General features: G+C 64.1%; 21 protein-coding genes. 12 read left to right on the top strand and 9 right to left on the bottom strand.

The features are described 5' to 3' along the window. The first annotated feature begins 180 nt into the window (after positions 1-180). The 6 genes from WH367_RS12615 to WH367_RS12640 all read left to right on the top strand — a co-directional run bounded on the left by WH367_RS12615 (position 181) and on the right by WH367_RS12640 (position 4,997). Positions 181-1,377 carry an MFS transporter gene (locus WH367_RS12615; protein WP_339536402.1) on the top strand — a complete coding sequence of 399 codons (1,197 nt, stop codon included), beginning with the start codon at positions 181-183 and terminating at the stop codon, positions 1,375-1,377. Between the two features lie 13 nt (positions 1,378-1,390). Further along, on the top strand, positions 1,391-1,564 hold the full coding sequence (locus tag WH367_RS12620; RefSeq protein ID WP_021027689.1) for a hypothetical protein: 174 nt from the start codon (positions 1,391-1,393) through the stop codon (positions 1,562-1,564). 3 nt (positions 1,565-1,567) lie between these two features. Then, the gene (locus tag WH367_RS12625) at positions 1,568-2,113 is read left to right on the top strand and encodes a class I SAM-dependent methyltransferase (protein ID WP_339536404.1); all 546 of its coding nucleotides are present in this window, start codon (positions 1,568-1,570) and stop codon (positions 2,111-2,113) included. A gap of 259 nt (positions 2,114-2,372) precedes the next feature. Further along, positions 2,373-2,630 carry a hypothetical protein gene (locus WH367_RS12630; RefSeq protein ID WP_021027691.1) on the top strand — a complete coding sequence of 86 codons (258 nt, stop codon included), beginning with the start codon at positions 2,373-2,375 and terminating at the stop codon, positions 2,628-2,630. A 136-nt stretch (positions 2,631-2,766) separates the two neighbouring features. Beyond that, positions 2,767-4,305 carry an ATP-binding protein gene (locus tag WH367_RS12635; protein ID WP_339536406.1) on the top strand — a complete coding sequence of 513 codons (1,539 nt, stop codon included), beginning with the start codon at positions 2,767-2,769 and terminating at the stop codon, positions 4,303-4,305. Further along, positions 4,302-4,997 (top strand): response regulator, encoded by a 696-nt coding sequence (locus WH367_RS12640; protein ID WP_021027693.1) that lies wholly within the window; start codon positions 4,302-4,304, stop codon positions 4,995-4,997. The genes WH367_RS12635 and WH367_RS12640 overlap by 4 nt, the downstream gene beginning before the upstream one ends. Before the next feature lie 64 nt (positions 4,998-5,061). Here the strand turns inward: WH367_RS12640 and WH367_RS12645 are convergent, their stop codons facing one another. From WH367_RS12645 to WH367_RS12665, 5 genes are all read right to left on the bottom strand, one after another. Beyond that, a complete protein-coding gene (locus WH367_RS12645; RefSeq protein WP_021027694.1) occupies positions 5,062-5,781 on the bottom strand; it encodes an MgtC/SapB family protein in 720 nt (239 codons plus the stop codon). Positions 5,782-5,818: 37 nt separating this feature from the next. Next, positions 5,819-8,566 carry a magnesium-translocating P-type ATPase gene (gene mgtA, locus WH367_RS12650; protein ID WP_339536408.1) on the bottom strand — a complete coding sequence of 916 codons (2,748 nt, stop codon included), beginning with the start codon at positions 8,564-8,566 and terminating at the stop codon, positions 5,819-5,821. A 123-nt stretch (positions 8,567-8,689) separates the two neighbouring features. Continuing rightward, the gene (locus WH367_RS12655) at positions 8,690-8,896 is read right to left on the bottom strand and encodes a hypothetical protein (RefSeq protein ID WP_172690139.1); all 207 of its coding nucleotides are present in this window, start codon (positions 8,894-8,896) and stop codon (positions 8,690-8,692) included. A 325-nt stretch (positions 8,897-9,221) separates the two neighbouring features. Next, positions 9,222-10,232: a Bug family tripartite tricarboxylate transporter substrate binding protein gene (locus WH367_RS12660; RefSeq protein ID WP_339536410.1), complete on the bottom strand. Its 1,011-nt coding sequence runs from the start codon at positions 10,230-10,232 to the stop codon at positions 9,222-9,224. 61 nt (positions 10,233-10,293) lie between these two features. Further along, on the bottom strand, positions 10,294-10,662 hold the full coding sequence (locus WH367_RS12665; RefSeq protein WP_021027698.1) for a winged helix-turn-helix transcriptional regulator: 369 nt from the start codon (positions 10,660-10,662) through the stop codon (positions 10,294-10,296). A gap of 201 nt (positions 10,663-10,863) precedes the next feature. Here WH367_RS12665 and WH367_RS12670 point away from each other — a divergent pair, with 201 nt between their 5' ends. Beyond that, on the top strand, positions 10,864-11,871 hold the full coding sequence (locus WH367_RS12670; protein ID WP_339536412.1) for a zinc-dependent alcohol dehydrogenase family protein: 1,008 nt from the start codon (positions 10,864-10,866) through the stop codon (positions 11,869-11,871). Positions 11,872-11,994: 123 nt separating this feature from the next. Here the strand turns inward: WH367_RS12670 and ilvD are convergent, their stop codons facing one another. Next, positions 11,995-13,860 (bottom strand): dihydroxy-acid dehydratase, encoded by a 1,866-nt coding sequence (gene ilvD, locus WH367_RS12675; RefSeq protein ID WP_116927242.1) that lies wholly within the window; start codon positions 13,858-13,860, stop codon positions 11,995-11,997. A gap of 245 nt (positions 13,861-14,105) precedes the next feature. Further along, the gene (locus WH367_RS12680; protein ID WP_021027701.1) at positions 14,106-14,348 is read right to left on the bottom strand and encodes a TIGR04438 family Trp-rich protein; all 243 of its coding nucleotides are present in this window, start codon (positions 14,346-14,348) and stop codon (positions 14,106-14,108) included. 156 nt (positions 14,349-14,504) lie between these two features. Between WH367_RS12680 and WH367_RS12685 the strand changes: the two genes are divergently transcribed. Beyond that, positions 14,505-14,810 carry a c-type cytochrome gene (locus WH367_RS12685; protein ID WP_021027702.1) on the top strand — a complete coding sequence of 102 codons (306 nt, stop codon included), beginning with the start codon at positions 14,505-14,507 and terminating at the stop codon, positions 14,808-14,810. A gap of 94 nt (positions 14,811-14,904) precedes the next feature. On the opposite strand, the gene WH367_RS12690 is transcribed toward WH367_RS12685, so the two are convergent. Continuing rightward, a complete protein-coding gene (locus WH367_RS12690; RefSeq protein WP_021027703.1) occupies positions 14,905-15,369 on the bottom strand; it encodes a hypothetical protein in 465 nt (154 codons plus the stop codon). Positions 15,370-15,528: 159 nt separating this feature from the next. After that, positions 15,529-17,529, bottom strand: coding sequence for an acetate--CoA ligase (acs, locus tag WH367_RS12695; protein ID WP_339536414.1), 2,001 nt, complete (start codon positions 17,527-17,529; stop codon positions 15,529-15,531). Between the two features lie 321 nt (positions 17,530-17,850). On the opposite strand from acs, the gene WH367_RS12700 reads away from it, so the two are divergent. The 4 genes from WH367_RS12700 (at position 17,851) to proX (ending at position 23,063) form a co-directional block, all read left to right on the top strand. Continuing rightward, on the top strand, positions 17,851-18,453 hold the full coding sequence (locus WH367_RS12700; protein ID WP_027011086.1) for a TIGR00645 family protein: 603 nt from the start codon (positions 17,851-17,853) through the stop codon (positions 18,451-18,453). 849 nt (positions 18,454-19,302) lie between these two features. Then, entirely contained in the window at positions 19,303-20,607 is a 1,305-nt protein-coding gene (gene proV / locus WH367_RS12705; RefSeq protein ID WP_021027706.1) for a glycine betaine/L-proline ABC transporter ATP-binding protein ProV, read from the top strand. Beyond that, the gene (gene proW / locus WH367_RS12710; protein ID WP_339536416.1) at positions 20,604-21,893 is read left to right on the top strand and encodes a glycine betaine/L-proline ABC transporter permease ProW; all 1,290 of its coding nucleotides are present in this window, start codon (positions 20,604-20,606) and stop codon (positions 21,891-21,893) included. Before proV ends, proW begins: the two co-directional genes overlap by 4 nt. A gap of 162 nt (positions 21,894-22,055) precedes the next feature. After that, the gene (gene proX, locus WH367_RS12715) at positions 22,056-23,063 is read left to right on the top strand and encodes a glycine betaine/L-proline ABC transporter substrate-binding protein ProX (protein ID WP_021027708.1); all 1,008 of its coding nucleotides are present in this window, start codon (positions 22,056-22,058) and stop codon (positions 23,061-23,063) included. Positions 23,064-23,111: the final 48 nt, after the last annotated feature.

Below are 23,111 nucleotides of genomic sequence, written 5' to 3' on the forward strand. Positions count from 1 at the left end.
TGTATAGATAAACAGGTGGAACTTGTTGACGATTCACGACGCTTGGCCGCAAAAGCCTGCAATGGGCTTGGGCGGCCACCGGGCAATATGCGGGCGACAGCCGGTTTTTGGCGTTGGAGTAACAATTCTTGGATAACGAGACATCCTTAGACTATGCAAAACAACGCACAACGATTGTCCATGGCCCGCGTGCTGCTCTGTGGCGGCGCCGTAGTGACCCTGTCCATGGGCATCCGCCACGGTTTTGGCCTCTGGCTGCAGCCGATCACCCAGGAGATGGGCTGGACGCGCGAGTCCTTCGCCTTGGCGCTGGCGGTGCAAAACCTCAGCTGGGGCCTGATCGGCATCTTTACCGGCATGCTGGCCGACCGCTTTGGCGCCAGCAAGGTGCTGGTCTGCGGCGCGCTGCTGTACGCGCTGGGCCTGGCCGGCATGGCCTGGGCGCCCAATACGCTGATGTTTGCGCTCACCGCCGGCCTTTTGATCGGCATGGCGCAAACGGGCACCACCTATGCGGTGATCTATGGCGTCATCGGGCGCCAGTTGCCCGCTGAGAAACGCTCCTGGGCCATGGGGGTGGCCGCGGCCGCAGGCTCCTTTGGCCAGTTCTTCATGGTGCCGGTCGAGGGCCAGCTGATCGCCAGCCTGGGCTGGCAGAACGCGCTGCTGGTCTGCGCCATCCTGGTGCTGACCATCGTGCCGCTGGCCATTGCGCTGCGCGAGCCCAACTTCCATGCGCTCAAGCGCAGTGCTGGCGCTGGCGCGCAGCAAACCATTGCCCAGGCTGTGGCAGAAGCCTTTCGCAACCCCAGCTTTTTGCTGCTGACCGCCGGTTATTTTGTCTGTGGCTTCCAGGTGATGTTCATCGGCGTACACATGCCCAGCTACCTGAAGGACTTTGGCCTGCCGCCCCATGTGGCCAGCTATTCGCTGGCGTTGATCGGCCTCTTCAATATCTTTGGCACCTACCTGGCCGGGTCGCTCGGCCAGCGCATGGCCAAGCGCTACCTGCTCTCGGGCATTTATTTCATCCGCGCCATCGCCATCGTGGTGTTCCTGCTGGTGCCCCTGTCGCCCTGGTCGGTCTATGTCTTTGCCGCCGTGATGGGCTTTTTGTGGCTGTCCACCGTGCCGCTGACCAATGGCGCCATCGCGCAGATCTTTGGCGTGCAGCACCTGTCCATGCTCAGCGGCTTTGTGTTCTTCAGCCACCAGATCGGCAGCTTCCTGGGCATCTGGCTGGGCGGTTACCTCTACGACCACACCGGCAGCTATGATGTGGTTTGGTACGTGGCCATTGGCCTGGGCGTGTTCGCCGGCCTGGTCAATCTGCCGGTCAAGGAAGAGCCCGTGCAGCGCCTGCCGCTGACGGCCTGATAAGCGAACTTTCATGCAACAGCCTGCACCACCCTCACTCCCCACTGCTGGCGCCGCGCCGCTGCGCGGCTGGCAGCGCGCCGCCATCTGGCTGCTGGTGGCGGTGCTGCTGACGCTGGTGTTCATGCTCTACACGCAACCGGAATTCATGGTGCAGATGGCCGATCATGTCTGGGCCTGTTTCTAGCGCATGTCCCATAGCCCCGCCCCCTCGCCCTGGATCACCCGCTTTGCACCGCTGCTACCTGCAGGCGGCCAGGTGCTGGACCTGGCCTGCGGCCAGGGCCGCCATGCCCGCTACCTGCAAGCACAGGGCTTGCGGGTGACAGGCGTTGACCGCGATGGCGCAGCGCTGCAATTGCTGCAAGCAGATACGGCGGGCGAATGGCTGCTGGCCGATATCGAAAACGGGGCCTGGCCGCTCGAGGGCCGGGTGTTTGATGCGGTGGTCGTCACGCACTATCTGTGGCGCCCGCTGTGGCCGCAGATTCTGGCCAGTGTGGCGCCCGGCGGTCTGCTGCTATACGAGACCTTTGCCCAAGGCAATGCCGCCTATGGCAAGCCTTCCCGGCCCGACTTCCTGCTGCAGCCCGGCGAGCTGCTGCAAGTCTGTGCCGGCTGGTCCGTCATCGCCTATGAAGCGGGCCTGCTGCGCACGCCGGAGCGGGTGGTGCAGCGCATTGCGGCACGCCGCCCACTGGGTGACAGCCCACCGCCACCCGCGCCGCTGCCCTGAAGCCAGGGCCGCTTTGCATAACTTTGCGGCGCTGCAAAATCGGCCTGACCCCGCCCAAACCCAATGGGCATGCGGTTTTCGCTTTGTCACACCTGCCACAAAGCCGGCCCAACTTCCTCCACATTTGGCTCCTATAGTTCAGTCATGGGCTCTGCGGAGAGGCGTAAACACACTCCAGTTTCTCTGTTTCACCCGCTTCTTTCTGTCCCACACCAGATCGCGGCCTGGCCGCAGAGCCTCTTTTTACACAAGGAATGCCATGAGTTCTCAACCACTTCGCCACCGGCTGCTGTGCAGCACCGCCGTGACTGCAGCCCTCTGGATCGCCGCCGCCCAGGCCTACGCGGCCAGCCCCGCCAAGCCCGCGCCGTCCAAGCAAGCCATTGAGGCCTGCCAGGGCAAGAAGGCCGGCGATAGCGTGCAGCTGACGCTGGACAACGGGAAAACAGCCAAGGCCACCTGCCGCCTGGTGGGCAAGCAGCTGGTGGCGCAGCGCGGCGCCACCATCGGGCCTTGATAAGACCGCTGGCATTGCGCCGATCAAGCAACACTTTTACACACCCACGCACTGTGTAAGAGAATAGCCGGGCAGGCATTGCGCCTGCCCGTTTTTGCCGTTTGGCCCTCTCCGTCCATTTGCCCACCTGCCCCCTGTGACCACGCCCCGCCTTCAGCTGTTTCGCTTTACCCGTCTGCAAACACGGGTGCTGCTGGCCATGGTGCTGCTGCTGCTGGGCCTGCTGCTGGGGTTTTTCGGCTTTTCGTACTGGAGCCTGCAGCGCGGCCTGGGCGGCTATGTCGCGCAGATCGAGCTGGGACGGCTGGAATACCTGGAGAGCCAGCTGCGGCGCGAGTATGCCAAGGACCCGCACTGGGTCTCGCTGACGCCGGAGCGCTGGAACGCGCTGACCCGCTTTGGCAGCCAGGCGGCCGTGCCCGTCTCGCCCCCAGCGGAGAGCGAGGCGCCGCGCCGCGCGACGATTGGCCCCATGCTGACCCAGCAATTGCGCCCCATTGAACGCCACCCGCTGCACCAGCGCCTGGGCCTGCTCGACAACCAGGGCAAGCTGATCGCTGGTGTAGCGCCCACACCAGGCAGCGCCAAAAACCCGCTGTTCGACAGCCAGCACATGCTGATCGGCACCCTGACGCTGAACCAGCCTGAAGACCTGAAAAACCAGATCGACAATGCCTTTTTGAAGGAGCACCTGGTGTTCCTGGCCATTACCGGTCTGCTGGGCCTGCTGCTGGCCGGCGCCCTGTCCTGGTGGCTGAGCCGGCGCTGGATTCGCCCCATCGAGGCATTGAGCGAAGGCGCCAAGGCCTTTGCCAGCGGCCAGCTCGACTACCGCATCGCCGTGGCGGGCCACGACGAGCTGGTGGAGCTGGCCGACCGCTACAACCACATGGCCGAGCAGCTCTCCCAGGCCCAGGCCCAGCAGCATGAATGGCTGACCCAGGTGGCCCACGAGCTGCGCACGCCGCTGGCCGCAGTGCGGGCCGAGATCGAAGCGGTGCAAGACGGCATCCGCAGCTTTGATGCGCAGACGGCTGCGCGCCTGCACCGCCAGATTCTGCGCCTGACCCAGCTGGTCAGCGACATGCGCGCCACCATTCCCACAGCCCTGGTCGTGCATGCGCCCGAGGCCGCACCCGCACTGCAGCTGACCGCCCACCTGCCCGCCACCGCGCGCCCGCTCGATATGCGGGCGCTGACCATCGAGGCCGTGGAAGCCGTGCAGATCCGCTTTGGCCAGGCCGGCATCGCGCTGCCCACGGTGCAAGAGCTGCTGCATGCGCTGCCGCCCGCCTGGGTGCAGGGCAATGCCCAGCAGCTGCACCAGGTGCTGAGCAATATTTTGGAAAACAGCCTGCGCTACACCGATGCCCCCGGGCGGCTCAGCATCAGCGCCAGCCTGCACGGGCCCGCGCCCGCGTCGGGCCAGCGTTGGCTGGAGCTGCACCTCGATGACAGCAGCCCCTCCGTGCCGCCTGCGGAGCTGCCCCGCATTTTTGAACGCTTTTACCGCGTAGAGACTTCGCGCAGCCGCGCCAGCGGCGGCTCCGGCCTGGGGCTTGCGATTTGCAAAAGCATTGTGCAAGCCCATGGAGGACAATTGCAGGCCTCCATCTCGTCCTTGGGCGGGCTGCGCCTTACCTTGATCCTGCCCTTGATAGACCCTGTTGCATGAACACCGCCAAACCCCGCATTCTTTACGCCGAAGACGAGGCCGATATTGCCTCGGTGGTCATCGACTACCTGCACCATGCCGGCTTCGAGGTCGAGCATTTTGCCGATGGCAGCCAGGCCATGGCCGCGCTGCGCGCACGCCCGCCGCAGCTGGCCATTCTTGACCTGATGCTGCCCGGCACCGATGGCCTGAGCATTCTGCGCGAATGCCGGGCCCGCCAGATCTGCCCCGTCATCTGCCTGACTGCCAAGGTCGAGGAGGTGGACCGCCTGGTGGGCCTGGAGATGGGCGCCGACGACTACATCTGCAAGCCCTTTTCACCGCGCGAGCTGATTGCCCGCGTCAAGGTGATCTTGCGCCGCCACGCGCCGCCCGCCCCTGGTGCGCCAGCCAGCCTGGCCGCCAGCGACTGGCAGCTGGACGAGACCACCAGCCAGGCGAGCTGGCGCGGCCAGGACCTGGGCCTGACGCGGCGCGAGTTTGCACTGCTGCACATCCTGCAGCGCCACCCCGGCAAGATCTACCCGCGCAGCCAGCTGCTGGATCTGGCCTATGCCGATGCGCTGGAGGTGAGCGACCGCGCGATCGACAGCCATATCAAGAACCTGCGCAAGAAGCTGCGCACGGTGATGGGCGATGATGCGGACTGCATCCGCTCGATCTATGGCGTCGGCTTTGCGTTTGAAGACTGAGCAAGCCGCCAGACACCGCACTGTGGTGGTCTGGGCGGCCTGAGCACCTGCCCTGGCGCCCTCATCAATCCCGCGTGCTGGGGCTCCAGAACGCCTGGCGCACGCCCGGCTTGGCCGCCAGCTGCTGCACCATCGCATCGAGCTCCTCGCCCTCCACCGATTGCGCGGCCAAGGTCGCTTCGATGACGACCTCGCCCTCGCCAAAGGGCTGGATGTCGATGTCGCCAGGCGGGTAGCCGCCGCGCTCGAGCACATCCTGCAGCATGGCCAGCGCCAGCCGCTGGTGCAGGCGCTCGGCCACGACAAACACGGCATTGGTCATTTCGGCGGAGGCCACATCCAGCGGCTTGCGGTTGATGGCGTTGACCAGCGGCCGCAGCAAGGTATTGGCCGCCAGCACCAGCACGGTGCCCATGGCCGCCTGCACGATCAGATCAGCGCCTGCGGCAGCGCCCACTGCGGCCGAGCCCCAGAGCGTCGCGGCGGTGTTCAGACCGCGCACATTGCCCTCTTCGCGCATGATGACACCGGCGCCCAGAAAGCCGATGCCCGAGACCACATAGGCCATCACGCGCACCGCGCCATCCGGCCCGGCAATGGTGTTGGCGCTGTCGACAAAGATGGCCGCGCCCACGGCGACCAGCACATTGGTGCGCAGCCCGGCCGTGCGTTGGCGGTACTGGCGCTCCAGGCCAATGACCGTGCCCAGCACAAAGGCGGTGACCAGGCTGATGGCCGTGTTGATCAGCGAATTGGCTTGTGTGTAGTTCAGCGCTTCGAGCATCGCGCCCTCCTTAGCAGATGGTTATTTTTCATGGCGCTTATTGCCAGCCGTAGCGACGGATGTACCACTTTTTCATGACCTGCGTAAGACCCATATAGGCCAGCAACACGGCAACGAGGAACACAAAGTACATGCCAGGCAGGGGCTCCAGCTTGAAATAAGGGGCCAGCGCGCCCATGGGCAGGTAGATGCCGATGGCGACCACCACCAGGGTCATCAGACTCACCGGCCAGGCAGCGCGGCTTTGGATGAACGGGATGCGCATGGTGCGGATCATGTGCACGATCAGCGACTGCGTGAGCAGCCCCACGACAAACCAGCCGGACTGGAACAGCGCCTGGCGCTCAGGCGTGTTGGCGCCAAACACCTTCCACATCACGACAAAGGTGGTGATATCGAAGATCGAGCTGATGGGGCCGAAGAACAGCATGAAGCGGCCCACATCGGCGGGGTTCCAGCGCTGGGGCTGGGTCAGCAGCTCGGGATCGACATGGTCAAACGGGATCGCCGACTGCGAGAAGTCATACACCAGGTTCTGCACCAGCAACTGCATCGGCAGCATGGGCAGGAAGGGGATGAAGGCACTGGCAATCAACACCGAGAACACATTGCCAAAGTTCGAGCTCGCCGTCATCTTGATGTACTTGAGCATGTTGGCAAAGGTGCGCCGGCCCTCCTGCACGCCCTGGTCGAGCACCATCAGGCTCTTGTCCAGCAAGATGATGTCGGCCGCTTCCTTGGCCACATCGACGGCCGTGTCCACCGAGATGCCGATATCGGCCGTGCGCAGCGCTGCGGCATCGTTGATGCCATCGCCCATGAAGCCCACCACATGGCCATTGGCCTTGAGCATGCGCACAATGCGCTCCTTGTGCGCGGGGCTCAGCTTGGCAAAGATATGGGCTTCTTCGACCACCTGGGCCAGGCGCTGGTCGTCCATCTGCTCGATATCGCCGCCCAGCACGATGTGCTGCGCGGTGATGCCCACTTGCGCGCAGACCTTGGCGGTGACGGCGGCATTGTCGCCCGTCAGCACCTTGGTCTGCACACCATGCCGGGCCAGCGCCTGCAGCGCCGGCGCTGCGCTTTCCTTGGGCGGATCGATAAAGGCCAGAAAGCCGCACAGCACCATACCGGCCTCATCGGCCACGCCAAAGTTGCTCTGGCCCGCCTGCGTCGCGCGCGTGGCCACGGCCACCACGCGCAGCCCTTGGGCATTGAGCGCCTCGGCCGTCGCCACAATGCGCTTGCGCAGGCCCGCATCGAGGTCCAGCACGCCGCCTGCGGCCTGCACCGTGCTGCTGACCTGCAGGATTTCCTCGACCGCGCCCTTGGTGATGATCTTGCCGATGCCGGCAGCGTCACTCACCACCACCGACATGCGCCGGCGCACGAAGTCAAACGGCACTTCATCGACCTTGGCATAGGCATCGACCAGCGGGGCGTGCTCGGCATGGGCGAGCACGGCCACATCGAGCAGGCTCTTGAGGCCCGTCTGGTAGTAGCTGTTCAAGTAGGCCATATCCAGCACATGCTGCGACACATCACCCCAGGCATCGAGGTGGCGCTCGACCGAGATGCGGTCCTCGGTCAGGGTGCCCGTCTTGTCGGTGCACAGCACATCCATCGCACCAAAGTTCTGGATGGCATCCAGGTGCTTGACGATCACTTTCTTGCGCGACAGGAACACCGCGCCCTTGGCCAGGGTGGCGGTCACGATCATCGGCAGCATCTCGGGCGTCAGGCCGACGGCCACCGACAGCGCAAACAGCAGGGCCTCGGTCCAGTCGCCCTTGGTCAGCCCATTGATCAGCAAGACCAGCGGCACCATCACCAGCATGAAACGGATCAGCACCCAGCTGACCTTGTTGACGCCCATCTGGAACGCGGTGGGGCTGCGGTCCATCGCCGAGACCTTGCCGGCCAGCGCGCCCAGGTAGCTGTGGTTGCCGGTGGTCAGCACCACGGCCAGGCCAGCGCCCGAGACCACGTTCGTGCCCATGAACACCAGGTTGCACAGCTCCACCGGGTTGTGCTGTGCCCCATCGGGCAGCTGGGCGAATTTCTCCACCGGCATGGATTCGCCGGTCATCGCCGATTGCGCCAGAAACAGGTCCTTGGCGCTCAGCAGGCGGCAGTCAGCGGGCACCATGTCGCCGGCAGCCAGCTGGATGATGTCGCCTGGCACCAGCTCGCGCACCGGCAGCTCGCGCACGGCCTGCAGTGCCGACAGGCGCGAGGGTGGTGCATCCAGCGCCCGTCCCTCTTCATCTTGCGCCGTACGGCGCAGCACAGCGGCGGTGTTGGAGACCATCGCCTGCAGGCCAGCAGCGGCCTTGTTGGCGCGGCCCTCCTGCCAAAAGCGCAGGCCGGTGGCCAGCGCCACCATGCTGCCGATCACCACCGTGGCCTTGGTATCGCCGGTCAGCCAGGAGACGGCGGCCAGCACCGTCAGAAGCAGGTTGAAAGGCGTGCGAAAGCACAGCCACAGGTGCTCGCTGCGGGTCATGGCCTGGTCCTGCGCAATGCTGTTCCAGCCCGCTTGCGCACGGGCTTGCTGCACCTGTGCATCGTCCAGGCCCTGGCGGCTGGTGTTCAGGCTGTGCAGCAATGCGGGTTCAGGGGCATGGGCGGCGTCGCGCAGCCGCTCGCCCATGGCCTTGGAAATACCGGCATCCACCGGTGTCTGGGCCAGTTGCTCCAACATGGGCAAGCGGCGGAAATGCACGCCCCAGTGGCGCGAGCGCAAAAAGTTGACGAATCCATTCTTCAGCAGGTTCAACATGACCAATCTCCCAGCCAGGGGCGCGGCTGATCCGCGCCGCATGGCGTCTGCAAGCAATACAGGCGTGCAGCTGCGCTGCCGCTGCAGTGCGGCCGCACATATGCACCTCAGACAGAAGAAAGGTCAGCGACTGAAGGGGTCCAGCGCAGCCGATGCCGAGCAGGACTGCGCTGCGCCCTTGCCCACCGGGGCGCGGCGGCGCAGCATGGTCGCGAGCTGGCGCTGCAGGCGGCAGGGCAAGCCCAGACCGCAGCAAGGCGTGATGGCCCATGGCGCAGCCTTGCGCCGCAGTGCGCGCAAGGGGGCCAGCGAAGACATACGCAGTGGCATGAAAAGCTCCCACACCCGGCGTGGCAGCGCGCAACAAAGGCACTCGCCACGGGGCAAGACTGGAAGATCGAATGGGATGCCGTAGGCGCGTAGGTCTAAAAAACTACGGCGCCTGACAGCTGCCCGCCTGGTTGGGCAAGGCAGCGCGCAAAGCTGGGGCGTTTGCGATTACCTTGCCTGTGGTCGGTTGGCCGCTGGCCAACAACTCGGTAAGTCCACAGGGTTACTCCTGATAAAAAAGTTGGCCGATTGTAGATCAACGTTCCTGAAACTGCCAGTGGTTTGGAAAGCACGAATCACGCTTTACCTGCGCTTTTCAAAACGCTCAGTCCAGCACCAGCTTGCGCTGCTGCACCAGTTGCTGGATCTGGGCACGCGTATCGCTGATCAGCAGCGCAAAATCTTGCGGGCTGCCGCCCATGGGCACAACACCCAACTGCGCCAGGCGCGCCTGCACGGCCGGTTGGCGCATCGCTTCTTGCGCTGCGCGGTTGAGGGTGTCGACCACGGCCGGCGGCGTGCCAGCGGGCGCCACCAAGCCAAACCAGGTGATGGCCAGGCGGTTGAGCGCGGGGAAGCCGGCCTCTGCCAGGGTCGGCACGCCCGGCAGCGCCGGCAGCCGCTGGGGCGCGGCCACGGCAAACGGAACCAGCCGCCCCGATTGCACCAGGCTGCTCGACGAAGGGTACTGGTCGCTCAGCACCTGGGTCTCGCCGGCCAGCGCACTGTTGATCACCGGGCCCTGGCCTTTGTAGGGAATATGGCGCAGGCGCACGCCCAGCGCTTCATTCATCGCCTCGGCAATCAGGTGGCCGATGGAGCCCACACCCGCCGATCCGATCGTGTAGTGCTCGGGCTTGGCGCGCAACGCAGCCACCAGGCCCTGCAGATCGTGTACCCCCAGGCTGGGGTGGGTGGAGAACACCGACGGAATCTGCGCCAGTGCAATGACCGGTGCCAGCGCTTGCAGCGGATCGCGGCGCACCGATTTGAGCATCACCGTATTGACGGCCAGGGTGCTGATGGTTCCCACGCCAACGGTGTAGCCATCGGGCTGGGCACGGGCCACCGCCTCGGCGCCGATGAGGCCGGCGGCACCGGCCTTGTTTTCCACCACCACCGGCTGGCCCAGCGGCTCGCGCATCGCATCGGCCAGCAGGCGCGCCACGATATCGGTCGAGCCGCCCGGCGCAAAGGGCACCACCAGCTTGACCGGCTGGCTCGGGTAGACGGGCCGCTCCTGCGCTTGCGCCGTCACAGCGCCGGCCAACGCCAGGCCCAGACAAAACAGCGCGGACAGCAGCGCAAACGCGCGCAGGATGGGAAAGCGGGACATCATGGCAGGTGGGCACGCAACATCAGAGAGGAGAATTATCCTCCCGAGCGGGGACCTAGGACTAGGCCGCGCAGCTGGCCTGCACGCCTGGCGCCTCGTCCTCCAGCCCTTGGGATTGCGCATAGTCCATGCCCCAGTCGCGCATCGCAATCAGCACCGGTTTGAGGCTGCGCCCCATGTCGGTCAGCGCATAGTCCACGCGCGGCGGTACCTCGGCATAAACGGTGCGCGCAACAATGCCGGCCTCTTCAAGCTCGCGCAGCTGCAAGGTCAGCATGCGCTGGGTGACATTGGGAATGGCCCGGGACAGTTCGCTAAAGCGCTTGGTGCCATGGAGCAGATGGAAAAGCACAATCGGCTTCCAGGTACCGCCCATGACGGACAAGGTCACCTCCACCGCGCAACCACTTTTGCTGTTCAAACGCTTCATATTCTCTCCACCGAGCCAGACGACCAGGGCGCCATCCTAGCGCCAAGCCAATGCCCATGCATTGCTTACATTTTTAATACTAGACCACAAATATGTTGGTTCTGGCTTTCTGCGCCCGGCGCTTGCATGATGGCCGGGTGGCTGCGCCGTGCAGCCTTCACCGCTCTTCAACGTGATAGCAACCCAGGAAAGAGAAACGCCATGAAAGCCATACAAGTTGCCGCCCCCGGTGGCCTGGACCACCTGCAGCTGGTCGACCTGCCAGCACCTGCCGCGCCCCGCGCCGGCGAAATCCAGGTACGCCTGCATGCCAGCTCGCTCAACTACCACGACCTGGCCATTGCCGCTGGGCGCTCGCCCACGGCCGATGGCCGCATCCCGATGGCCGATGGCGCCGGTGTGGTGACGGCCGTGGGCGAATGCGTGACCGAGTTTGCCGTCGGCGACGCCGTGGTGTCCTGCTTTTTCCCGCTGTGGCAATCGGGCAAGCAGGTGCCCTCCACCTTTGCCACCGTGCCCGGCGATGGTGTGGACGGCTTTGCGCGCGAGCAGGTCACGATGGCCGCCACGGCCTTTACCCATGCACCCAAGGGCTATACGCATGAGGAAGCCGCCACCCTGACCACCGCCGGCCTCACGGCCTGGCGCGCGCTGGTGGTTGACGGCCGCATCGAGGCGGGGCAAACCGTGCTGGTGCTGGGCACCGGCGGCGTCTCCATTTTTGCGTTGCAGCTGGCCCATGCGATGGGCGCCAAGGTGATTGCGACCACCTCCAGCGCCGCCAAGGCAGAGCGCCTGCGTGCCCTGGGCGCCGACACCGTCATCAACTACCGTGACCAGCCCGAATGGGGCGATGCGGTGCTGCAGGCCACCGGCGGTCGCGGCGCCGATATCGTCGTGGAAGTGGGCGGCCCCGGCACGCTGCCACAGTCCATCCGCGCCTGCGCGCCTGGCGGCCATATTGCGCTGATTGGTGTGCTGACCGGCTTTGCCGGCGCTGTGCCCACCGTCGAGCTGATGCGCAAGCAGCAGACCTTGAAAGGCCTGATCGTCGGCAGCCGCGAGCAGCAGCAAGACCTGGTGCGTGCGCTCGAGCAGCTGGCGCTGCGCCCCATCATCGACAGCAGCTACCCGCTGGAGAAAATCGCCGATGCCTTTGCGCACCAGATCAGCGCCCAGCACTTTGGCAAGATCTGCCTGCACTGGTAACTGGTGGCGGCGGGGCAAGTGCGCTGATGTCCGCCCTGTTTGCCCCATCTGTCCCACTTGCCCCATGAAAAAACCGCCCCCGGCTTGCGCCTGGGGCGGTTCTTCATGGAAGGCGAAGGACGCTCAGTCCAGCAGCGAGATATCGCGCACCGCGCCCTTGTCGGCCGAGGTCACCAGCTTGGCATAGGCCTTGAGCGCGGTGGACACCTTGCGTGGACGGGGCTTGGCAGGCTTCCAGCCCAGCGCATCTTGCGCTTCGCGGCGCTTGGCAAATTCCTCGTCGCTCACCAGCGCATTGATGGTGCGGTTGGGGATGTCGATCAGGATACGGTCGCCGTTTTGCACCAGGCCAATCGCGCCGCCAGCCGCTGCCTCTGGCGAGCAGTGGCCAATCGACAGGCCCGAGGTACCACCCGAGAAACGGCCATCGGTCAGCAGTGCGCAGGACTTGCCCAGGCCCTTGGACTTGATGTAGCTGGTCGGGTAGAGCATCTCTTGCATGCCGGGGCCGCCCTTGGGGCCTTCGTAGCGCACGATCACGACATCACCAGCCTTGACCTTGTCGCTCAGGATGTTTTCCACCGCCTCGTCCTGCGACTCGACCACATGGGCCGAGCCTTCGAACACCAGGATCGAGTCATCAACACCGGCGGTCTTGACCACGCAGCCATCCAGCGCGATATTGCCGCGCAGCACGGCCAGGCCGCCTTCTTTGGAGAAGGCATGGTCGTAGGAGCGGATGCAGCCTTCGGCGCGGTCCAGATCCAGGCTGGGCCAGCGCGTGCTTTGGCTGAAAGCCACCTGGGTGGGGATGCCGGCAGGGCCCGCCATGTAGAAGGTGCGCACGGCCTCGTCTTCGGTACGCACGATGTCCCACTGGTCCAGCGCGTCCTTCATGGTCTTGGCATGCACGGTGGGCACATCGGTGTGCAGCTTGCCGGCGCGGTCGAGCTCACCGAGGATGGCCATGATGCCGCCTGCGCGGTGCACGTCTTCGATGTGGTACTTGTTGGTATTGGGCGCCACCTTGCACAGCTGCGGCACGGTGCGCGACATGCGGTCGATGTCGGTCATCGTGAAATCGATGTCCGCCTCTTGCGCAATCGCCAGCAAGTGCAGGATGGTGTTGGTCGAGCCGCCCATCGCGATGTCCAAGGTCATCGCGTTCTCGAAGGCCTTGATGCCGACGGCGCGTGGCAGCAGGGTCGCTTCGTCTTGCTCGTAGTAGCGCTTGGCCAGCTCCACGATCAGGCGGCCTGCGCGCTTGAACAGCTGCTCGCGGTCCGAGTGGGTGGCCACGACGGTGCCATTGCCTGGCAGGGCCAGGCCCAGCGCTTCGGCCAGGCAGTTCATCGAGTTGGCGGTGAACATGCCCGAGCAGGAGCCGCAGGTCGGGCAGGCCGAGCGCTCGACTTCGGCCACATCGGCATCGCTCACATTGCTGTCAGCGGCCATCACCATCGCATCGACCAGGTCGAGCTTCTTGATCTGGATGGTCTTGCTGCCGTCAGCCGCCGGCACGGCCAGGCGCACCTTGCCCGCTTCCATCGGGCCGCCCGAGACAAACACCACGGGGATATTGAGGCGCATCGCAGCCATCAGCATGCCGGGGGTGATCTTGTCGCAGTTGGAGATGCAGACCATGGCATCGGCGCAGTGCGCGTTGACCATGTATTCGACCGAATCGGCAATCACCTCGCGGCTGGGCAGCGAGTAAAGCATGCCGTCATGGCCCATTGCAATGCCGTCATCGACGGCAATGGTGTTGAACTCCTTGGCCACGCCGCCTGCCGCTTCGATCTCGCGGGCAACGAGCTGGCCCAGGTCCTTCAGGTGCACATGGCCCGGAACGAACTGGGTAAAGGAGTTGACCACCGCAATGATGGGCTTGGAGAAGTCGTCGTCTTTCATGCCGGTGGCACGCCACAAGGAGCGGGCACCTGCCATGTTGCGACCGGCGGTAGAGGTTTTGGAACGGTATGCGGGCATCGTGGTGTACGAATCAGTAAACAATAAGAATGCGGCCTGTCTTGCATAGTGCGGGCCTGGATATACGCCAGGGCCAGCGGGCAAGTTGGCGAGAACCTCTTGAGTGCACGCCGATGTGAGCGATGATTATCGCGCAGCTGGGCAAATGACGGAGACACTCGGGTTCCAGCCAGTAAAGGCCGTAGGGGCAGCGGGCGGGCAGAAAAAAACCGCCTCGTCGGCGGTTGGTGCCCCAGCAGCCGCTGTCAGCGGCGCCGGCGGGCCGATTGGCCCAGCGCTTCCTTGGATTTCTGCAGGCGGCGCTCTTTTTTCAGCACCTCCTGCTCCATCGCCTTGCGCTTGGTGTAGCCCGACCAGTCGGCCCAGGCCCACCACAGCGCAGCCAGGCCAAAAGGGGCCAGCACGGCAGTCCAGGACCAAGCCGCCACCGGGCCTATCTCCAGGTACTTCAACAACAGCAGAATGATCCCCAGGATCAGAAAATACATGGTCTCTCCCTCTTCTCGCTCGCTTGGCCACTTGGGTATCGGGCTCGTAAAGTGTTCTCGGTTGCGGAACATCATGGCCGCCGCGCAGTCCAAAGAATCTGCGCTTGCAGCGAGCCATTAGAATTAATGTACCTCATGCGCTAAGGAGATAACACGATGAACCGTATTCTGATTGCCACGGCACTGGCCTTGTCGGCCAGCGCACCTGCGTGGGCTGATCAGGCATTGGCCCAATCCAAGAACTGCATGGCTTGCCATTCGGTCGACAAGAAAGTAGTGGGCCCCGCATTCAAAGATATTGGCGCCAAGTTTGCAGGCCAGCCCGGCGCATCCAACATGCTGGCCCAGAAGATCATCAAGGGCAGCGCCGGCGTCTGGGGCCCCGTGCCCATGCCCGCCAACACCCAGGTCAGCGAAGCCGATGCCAAGAAACTGGCCGACTGGGTGCTGACCCTCAAGTAAAGAGCGCCTCGCATGCAGGTCGGGCCTGCCGGCCCACTCCCATGAAAAAACCACCTCGCGAGGTGGTTTTTTGCTGGCTGCGCAAGTGCGTCCTTCAGAACGTATTGCGCGGCGGCTCGACATGGCGCATGCGGTCTTCAATCTGGCCCAGGTAAGCGGCATTGCTGTTGTCCGACTCCTGGGCACGGGCCACCAGGTGGGCTTCCAGCTCTGCCAGGCGGGCCAGCAGTGCCGACTGGCCAGCGGCGTGCTGGCTCTCCAGCACCTGGCGCAGCTCGGTAAAGCGCGATGCCTCGGCCTTGTCGGCCAGCTCACGCTGGGCCGTCATCTCCTTGTTGTGGCGGCGCGCCTCCAGCATGACCGAGCCCTGCAAGGACAGCACATAGGCGATGAAGATGACGCACAGCAGCACCGTCAGCGCCAGCATCAGCACACCGAGCGGGGCGTGGATGGTGGTCAGGCCCAGGTTGACCTCGGACGGGGTGGACAGCACCTCCCAGTTGAGGGCCGCCAGGCCGCCGATGAGCACGGCGATGATGAGAAGAAGAATGCTGCGCATAGTGGATTTTGATGGCAATAGTGGAACGCATAGACCATAGCACGGTCCATGCACCAGCGCTTGTCAGCCAATGCTGGCAATTTCCTAGCGGTTCTTCAGCTTTAACAACGACTTGGCGCGCTGGGAGGCTTCAGCGCGCCATTTGTTGACATTTACCGGTCAGTGCGTATCGGACAGCTGGTCGAGGATCGCCGGGTTCTCCAGGGTGGAAGTGTCCTGCGTGATCGCCTCGCCCTTGGCGATCGAGCGCAACAGCCGGCGCATGATCTTGCCCGAGCGGGTCTTGGGCAGGTTGTCGCCAAAGCGGATGTCCTTGGGCTTGGCAATCGGGCCGATCTCCTTGGCCACCCAGTCGCGCAGCTCCTTGGCAATTTGCTTGGCTTCGTCGCCGGTGGGGCGCGAGCGCTTGAGCACCACAAAGGCGCAGATCGCCTCGCCCGTCATGTCATCGGGCCGGCCCACCACGGCCGCCTCGGCCACCAGGTCGGTCTTGGCGACCAGGGCCGATTCGATCTCCATCGTGCCCATGCGGTGGCCCGATACGTTCAGCACATCGTCGATGCGGCCGGTGATGCGGAAGTAGCCGGTCTTAGCATCGCGCACCGCGCCGTCGCCGGCCAGGTAGATGCTGCCGCCCATCTCTTCGGGGAAATAGGCTTTCTTGAAGCGCTCGGGGTCGTTCCAGATCGTGCGGATCATCGACGGCCAGGGCTTGCTGATCACGAGGATACCGCCGGTGCCATTGGGCAGCTCCTTGCCGGTCTCATCGACGATCTGGGCCATGATGCCCGGCAGCGGCAGGGTGCAGGAGCCCGGCACCAGCGGCGTCGCGCCCGGCAGCGGCGTGATCACATGGCCGCCGTTCTCCGTCTGCCAGAAGGTATCGACAATCGGGCAGCGCTCGCCGCCGATATTGCGGTAGTACCACATCCAGGCTTCAGGGTTGATGGGCTCGCCCACCGATCCCAGAATGCGCAGGCTGCTGAGGTTCCAGTTGCGCGGGTGCACCTTGTCGTCCGAGTCAGCCGCCTTGATCAGCGAACGGATCGCCGTGGGGGCGGTGTAGAAGATGGAGACGCCATGGCGCTCGATCATCTGCCAGAAGCGCCCGGCATTGGGGAAGGTCGGCACGCCCTCGAACACCACCTGGGTCGCGCCAGCGGCCAGCGGGCCGTAGGCAATATAGGTGTGGCCGGTGATCCAGCCGATATCGGCCGTGCACCAGAACACATCGCTGGGCTTCAGATCAAAGGTCCACTCCATCGTCATCTTGGCCCAGAGCACATAGCCGCCGCTGGCGTGCTGCACACCCTTGGGCTTGCCGGTGGAGCCGCTGGTGTACAGGATGAAGAGCGGGTGCTCGGCATTCACCGGCACCGGCGCGCATTCCTTGCTCTGGCCGGCCAGCGCCTCGCCAAAGCTCACATCCCGGCCGTCGACCTTGTTCCAAGCCGTCTGGGTGCGCTCAAACACCAGCACTTTCTTGACGGTGTCGCAGCCCCCCATGGCCAGCGCGTCGTCGACAATCGCCTTCAGCGGCAGCTCCTTGCCGCCGCGCATCTGGTAGTTGGCCGTGATGATCAGCACCGCGCCGGCATCGATGACGCGTTCATTGACCGCCTTGGCCGAGAAGCCGCCAAACACCACCGAGTGGGTCGCGCCAATGCGCGCGCAGGCCTGCATCGCCACAATGCCCTCGACGGTCATCGGCATATAGATAAGGACCCGGTCCCCCTTTTGCACGCCCTGGGCCTTGAGCGCATTGGCAAAGGCGCTGACCTTGTCCAGCAGCTCGCGGTAAGTGATCTTGGTCACCTGGCCATCATCAGCTTCAAAGATGATCGCTGTCTTGTTCTCCACCGGCGTGCCGATGTGCTTGTCCAGGCAATTGGCGCTGACGTTGAGCTCGCCATCCTGGAACCACTTGAAGAACGGTGGATTGCTCTGGTCCAGCACTTCGGTGAAGGGCTTGGTCCACTGCACATGCTCGCGGGCACGTTTCGCCCAAAAACCTTCAAAGTCGGACTCGGCCTCGGCGCACAGCGCCTGGTAGGCCTCCATGCTGCCGACGCGGGCCGTGGCAGACAGGCTGGCGGGTGGGGGAAATACGCGGTTTTCGACCAGAACGGATTCAATGGTTCCTTGGGCTGGGGCTGTCATGGGTGGGTCTCCTTTGCAAACATTGTAGGTATGAAAATCGCTGCTACTGTGGACCGGCGCACTTACAGGCATCTGACAAGGCAGCAGTGGCTGCCACCGCTTGCGATAGACAAAACCAACCACCCGATCGGGGCGAGGAATTTTCCCAATCGCCACACTGCAGACGCAGGGCGCTGGCTACAATGCGCGACGCTCTTTTAGCGGCATTTCCGCACGCGCTGAGCCAGCATCCAGACAGGCTGGCACGGACCTCAGCGATGGACGGCCGAAACACAGATTCCAAACCTGCTGCAGGGCTCTCTCTCCACTACCCCCTCCACCATGTCTCTCCCTCAAAATGCTCCTTTGCGCCCCTTGCCGGCGCTGATTTTTGCCAGCCGCTGGCTGCAACTGCCGCTCTACCTGGGCCTGATCGTTGCCCAGCTGGTGTATGTCTGGCATTTCCTGGTCGAGCTGCTGCACCTGGTTGAAGCGGCCTTTGGCAGCGATACCGCGCTGCGCATCCTCGTCACCTCGGTGGGCTACTCGCCCGACGTCCAGATCACGGCGCTCAACGAGACCATCATCATGCTGGTGGTGCTGGGCCTCATCGATGTGGTGATGATCTCCAACCTGCTGATCATGGTGATCGTCGGCGGCTACGAGACCTTTGTCAGCCGCATGCACCTCAACCGCCACCCGGACCAGCCCGAATGGCTGGGCCATGTGAACGCCTCGGTGCTCAAGGTCAAGCTGGGCCTGTCCATCATCGGCATCAGCTCCATTCACCTGCTCAAGACCTTTATCAATGCGCCCAATTACAGCGAGAAGGTGCTGATGTGGCAGACCATCATCCATGTGGTCTTCCTGCTGTCCGCGCTGGCCATCGCCTGGACCGACCGCATCCTGCACCCCGCAGGCCCTGCGCACAAGGACAGCCACTGATCCAGCAGCCGCTACGCGCCCCCTCCAGCCCCGCCCCGTGCGGGGCTTTTTCATGGGCGCTTTGGCGATCCATATTGGCGAAAAATTCCTACATGGCAGCCTTTGGTTTTCAGATATCAGTAGTCATTTACCCTTAAAAGACAGCATCCACAGTACAAGCAACGCGATCGGTGCGTAATTGCCAAAATTGGGGTCTTTTCTGCATTGGCTTCGCATAAAATTGAAACTAGATGTTTCCTTCTCATGCAAAGCCCTGACCGCTTGATCCGACCATATTTGGTTTTTTATTGCTATTAAAAAAGTAGCAAAACAGAAATCAGATGCTGCAAATGGCCGCGTTGAGCGCTAAATTCGCCCGGATGAAACCCGCTTTTTTTGACTTCTATATTTCCAATACGTATACTTAAGGGATGTTTTACAACCTGCAACGCAGGTAATCCGTGCCTTTCTGACAGGTGCGGATCGTCTCCGTCGGGTCTTTGGCGCCACGCCAAAGTCCGTCAACAGGCCGGAATATTCCCGGCCCTGATGCCCCGGCGTGGTGGCCTTTTTACAGTGTCCGCCGCGCTCGCGTGATTGAAACGATCGGGTTTCAATGCGCACGAGAGACCCTGTACCTGGCTCGACCCTGGAGCCCATCGCTGCTGGCATGCACGCCCGGTACAGGCAGAAATTGTTGGTCACATTGCGTGTCCTGCCCACACCACGAGGGCTTGCCATGGTTGTCGCTTCGACAGCCAGGCGCAGCTATCGGCATCAGGGTTGAGAGATTGACGGTCCCGTGCTGGACGACGCCCTTCAGGGGCGTCTTCAGCGTTGTAGCCACTACAACTTAGGGAGGAGCCACACATGGCCAAACAAATCCGTATCGAGCACGTCTTCAAGGTGTTCGGAGATTCCCCAAAAGCCGCGCTCGAGCTGGTGCGCAAAGGCGCCACCAAGCAAGAAGTCATGGAGAAGACCGGCAACTCCATCGGCGTCTTTGACGCCAACTTCACCATCGAAGCCGGTGAGATCTTTGTCGTCATGGGCCTGTCGGGCTCAGGCAAGTCCACCCTGGTGCGCATGCTCAACCGCCTGATCGAGCCCACCAGCGGCGCCATCGTCGTCGATGACCAGGACATCAACCAGCTGTCGGACAGCAAGCTGCGCGCACTGCGCCGCAAGGACATCTCGATGGTGTTCCAGTCCTTTGCGCTGATGCCCCACCTCACCGTGGTCGAGAACACCGCGTTCGGCCTGGAGCTGGCCGGCGTGGCCCGCGAAGAGCGCCTGACCGCTGCCGAGCAAGCGCTCGAGCAGGTGGGCCTGGCCGGCTGGGGCGCAAGCTACCCCGATGAGCTGTCTGGCGGCATGCAGCAGCGCGTGGGCCTGGCCCGTGCGCTGGCATCGGACCCCTCGATCCTGCTGATGGACGAGGCCTTCTCGGCGCTCGACCCCATCATCCGCACCGAAATGCAGTCCGAGCTGATGCGCCTGCAGGAGATCAAGCGCCGCACCATCGTCTTCATCTCGCACGACCTGGACGAAGCGATGCGCATTGGCGACCGCATTGCCATCATGAAGGACGGTATGGTCCAGCAGGTCGGCACGCCTGACGACATTCTGCGCAACCCTGCCAACGACTATGTGCGCGCCTTTATCCAGGGCGTGGATGCCGCAGCCGTGTTCAAGGCCGCCGATATCGCGCGCCGTGGCATCACCATCGTCAAGGAAAGCGACCAGCGCGGTGCGCGCGCCGCAATGCAACTGCTGCAGGACGAGGACCGGGACTTTGCCTATGTCGTTTCGCCCCGCAAGCAGTACCTGGGTACGGTCTCGACCGAATCCCTGCGCAATGCCTTGAAGGGCCATGTCGGCCCGTTGGGTCTGCAGCATGCCTACCTGGACAAGGTCGAGCCCATTGCCGAAGACGCGCTGGTGGCCGATCTGTTTGGACAGGTTGCGCAGGCACCCTGCCCGCTGCCGGTGCTGCGTGCCGATGGCCGCTTTGTCGGCGCAATCAGCAAGAACACCCTGCTGCGCTTCCTGGACCGCGACACGCCGCCGGTGCCGCCGACCGACCCTGCGGTGATCGCCATGCAGGCGGCCACCGAGGCCGCTGCCGCTGAAGCCGCCAATACCGACAACAACGACAACAGGAGTGCCGCATGAGTACCGACAACACGCTGACCATCGCCCAGAACACTGCTGCGGCCGACCCCTGGGCCGATACCGCATCGACGAGCTCGAGTGCGGCCACCGCATGGACCGCCACCGACGCTACGGACGCCGCTGCAGCACCCGCCCAGGCCGCACCAGTGGACGACCCCTGGGTTGCCGTGGGCAATGTCTCGGGCAACACCGACTGGCTGGGCGGCCCCGACGCCGTGGGCCAGACCGCGGACGCCGCCCAGGCTGCGGCGCAGCATGCGCAGGCCGCCCATGACAGCGGCTTCCACCTGAGCCAGCTCTGGGACGGCAGCCTGCCGGTGCAGGACTGGATCAACAGCGGCCTGACCTGGGTGGTGGCCAATTTCCGCCCCTTCTTCCAGACCGTGCGCGCGCCGATTGACGCCACGCTCACCGGTGTGGAGCATTTTCTGACCGCCATCCCGATGCTCGCGATGGTGGCGATCCTGGCGCTGATCGCCTGGCAATTTGCCGGCGGCGCCCTGGCCATTGGGGCCGTGGTGTCGCTGCTGATCATCGGCATGCTGGGCATCTGGCACGAGGCCATGGTCACCCTGTCGCTGGTGCTGACCTCGCTGGCCTTCTGCATCATCATCGGTCTGCCGCTGGGCATCTTGCTGGCCAGCAGCGACCGGGCGCAGAAGTTCTTCCGCCCGGTGCTGGACGCCATGCAGACCACCCCGGCCTTCGTCTACCTGGTGCCGGTGGTGATGCTGTTTGGCATTGGCAATGTGCCAGGCGTCGTGGTGACCATCGTGTTTGCGCTGCCACCGCTGGTGCGCCTGACCAACCTGGGTATCCGCCAGGTACGCCCTGACCTGATCGAAGCGAGCCGTGCCTATGGTGCCTCGCCTCTGCAATTGCTGTGGAAGGTGCAGCTGCCGCTGTCCATGCCCTCGATCATGGCCGGTATCAACCAGTCGCTGATGCTGTCGCTGTCGATGGTGGTGATTGCCTCGATGATCGCCGTGGGTGGCCTGGGCCAGATGGTGCTGCGCGGTATTGGCCGCCTGGACATGGGCCTGGCCACTGTTGGCGGCCTGGGCATTGTGCTGCTGGCTATTTTGCTCGACCGCATCACCCAGGCCATGGGCCAGCCCCGCCGTGGCGTGCGCCACTGGTGGCAGACCGGCCCGGCCGGCCTCATCGCCCGCGCCCTGCACAAGCCAGAAGCCAGCCCTGCGCCCAAGCCCCTGCCCCAGGCAGTCGCCCAAAAGCAGACGCAGGCACCCACGCAGCCCGGCCAGGACGCCGTGCCTGCCGCCTAAGCCCAGCCAGGGCAGCCGCCACCGCCCGCTGCCCTGCCCACCCGCTTGGCCCCATTTGCACATTGATCGGCGGCGCGCACTGCGCCCGCGCCGAACCCCTAACAAGGAGCATCCATGACATCCACCCCCCATTCCTGGCAGGCCTTCGCGGCCCCCACCCGCATGGTCAAAAGCCTGCTGACCACCAGCCTGCTGGCCGCTGGCCTGGCCGCCGCCGGCCATGCTGTGGCCCAGGACCTGCCCGGCAAGGGCATCAAGGTCCAGCCGCTGCAAAGCTCGATCGCCGAAGAGACCTTCCAGACCCTGCTGGTCAACAAGGCCATGCAAAAGCTCGGCTATGACGTGCAGCCCATCCGCGAGGTGGAGTACGCCACCGCCCACGTGGCGATCGGCAATGGCGATGCCACCTACATGGCCGACCACTGGGATCCGCTGCAGGCCGACTTCTACAAGAATGCCGGCGGCGCCGACAAGCTCTACCGCGAAGGCGAGTACTCGACCAGCGCCGTGCAGGGCTACCTGATCGACAAGAAGACCGCCGACGAGCACAAGATCACCAATATCGAGCAGCTCAAGGACCCCAAGATCGCCAAGCTGTTTGACACCGATGGGGACGGCAAGGCCGACCTGACAGGATGCACCCCCGGCTGGGGCTGCGAGGGCGCGATCGAGCACCAGCTGACGGCCTACAAGCTGCGCGACACCGTCACCCATGTGCAAGGCACCTATGCCGCGCTGATGGCCGACACCATCGCCCGCTACAAGTCCGGCAAGCCCATCTTCTACTACACCTGGACGCCGTACTGGGTCAGCGCCGAGCTGCGCCCTGGCCGTGATGTCGTCTGGCTGCAAGTGCCGTTTACCGCACTGCCCGGCAACCAGGCCGATCTGAAGACCGCGCTGCCCAACGGCAAGAACTACGGCTTCCCGCTCAACACCCAGAAGATCGTCGCCAACAAGAAGTTTGCCGAAGCCAACCCAGCGGCCGCCAAGCTGTTTGCAATCATGAAGCTGCCGGTCGCGGACATCAACGCGCAGAACCTGGCGATGAAGGACGGTCAGAACAAGCCAGCCGATATCGAGCGCCATGCCGACGGCTGGATCAAGGCCCACCAGGCCGAGTTTGACGGCTGGATCAAGACGGCGCTGGACGCCGCCAAGGCGCAATAAGCCTGCCTGCAGCACCCGCCTGGCAGGACCTTGCCGGGCCGGTGCCTT

The sequence above is a fragment of the Comamonas sp. MYb21 genome, from assembly GCF_037479395.1.
Lineage (GTDB): Bacteria > Pseudomonadota > Gammaproteobacteria > Burkholderiales > Burkholderiaceae_C > Comamonas.

Bases quoted from the DNA above. Each gene is read 5' to 3' on its own strand.
- WH367_RS12655 (WP_172690139.1), bottom strand. From the start codon at position 8,896: ATGCCACTGCGTATGTCTTCGCTGGCCCCCTTGCGCGCACTGCGGCGC.
- mgtA (WP_339536408.1), bottom strand. From the start codon at position 8,566: ATGTTGAACCTGCTGAAGAATGGATTCGTCAACTTTTTGCGCTCGCGC.
- proW (WP_339536416.1), top strand. From the start codon at position 20,604: ATGAGTACCGACAACACGCTGACCATCGCCCAGAACACTGCTGCGGCC.
- WH367_RS12665 (WP_021027698.1), bottom strand. From the start codon at position 10,662: ATGAAGCGTTTGAACAGCAAAAGTGGTTGCGCGGTGGAGGTGACCTTG.
- WH367_RS12670 (WP_339536412.1), top strand. From the start codon at position 10,864: ATGAAAGCCATACAAGTTGCCGCCCCCGGTGGCCTGGACCACCTGCAG.
- acs (WP_339536414.1), bottom strand. From the start codon at position 17,529: ATGACAGCCCCAGCCCAAGGAACCATTGAATCCGTTCTGGTCGAAAAC.
- WH367_RS12630 (WP_021027691.1), top strand. From the start codon at position 2,373: ATGAGTTCTCAACCACTTCGCCACCGGCTGCTGTGCAGCACCGCCGTG.
- WH367_RS12620 (WP_021027689.1), top strand. From the start codon at position 1,391: ATGCAACAGCCTGCACCACCCTCACTCCCCACTGCTGGCGCCGCGCCG.
- ilvD (WP_116927242.1), bottom strand. From the start codon at position 13,860: ATGCCCGCATACCGTTCCAAAACCTCTACCGCCGGTCGCAACATGGCA.
- WH367_RS12645 (WP_021027694.1), bottom strand. From the start codon at position 5,781: ATGCTCGAAGCGCTGAACTACACACAAGCCAATTCGCTGATCAACACG.
- proV (WP_021027706.1), top strand. From the start codon at position 19,303: ATGGCCAAACAAATCCGTATCGAGCACGTCTTCAAGGTGTTCGGAGAT.
- WH367_RS12615 (WP_339536402.1), top strand. From the start codon at position 181: ATGGCCCGCGTGCTGCTCTGTGGCGGCGCCGTAGTGACCCTGTCCATG.
- WH367_RS12660 (WP_339536410.1), bottom strand. From the start codon at position 10,232: ATGTCCCGCTTTCCCATCCTGCGCGCGTTTGCGCTGCTGTCCGCGCTG.
- WH367_RS12700 (WP_027011086.1), top strand. From the start codon at position 17,851: ATGTCTCTCCCTCAAAATGCTCCTTTGCGCCCCTTGCCGGCGCTGATT.
- WH367_RS12685 (WP_021027702.1), top strand. From the start codon at position 14,505: ATGAACCGTATTCTGATTGCCACGGCACTGGCCTTGTCGGCCAGCGCA.
- WH367_RS12640 (WP_021027693.1), top strand. From the start codon at position 4,302: ATGAACACCGCCAAACCCCGCATTCTTTACGCCGAAGACGAGGCCGAT.
- proX (WP_021027708.1), top strand. From the start codon at position 22,056: ATGGTCAAAAGCCTGCTGACCACCAGCCTGCTGGCCGCTGGCCTGGCC.
- WH367_RS12680 (WP_021027701.1), bottom strand. From the start codon at position 14,348: ATGTATTTTCTGATCCTGGGGATCATTCTGCTGTTGTTGAAGTACCTG.
- WH367_RS12690 (WP_021027703.1), bottom strand. From the start codon at position 15,369: ATGCGCAGCATTCTTCTTCTCATCATCGCCGTGCTCATCGGCGGCCTG.
- WH367_RS12625 (WP_339536404.1), top strand. From the start codon at position 1,568: ATGTCCCATAGCCCCGCCCCCTCGCCCTGGATCACCCGCTTTGCACCG.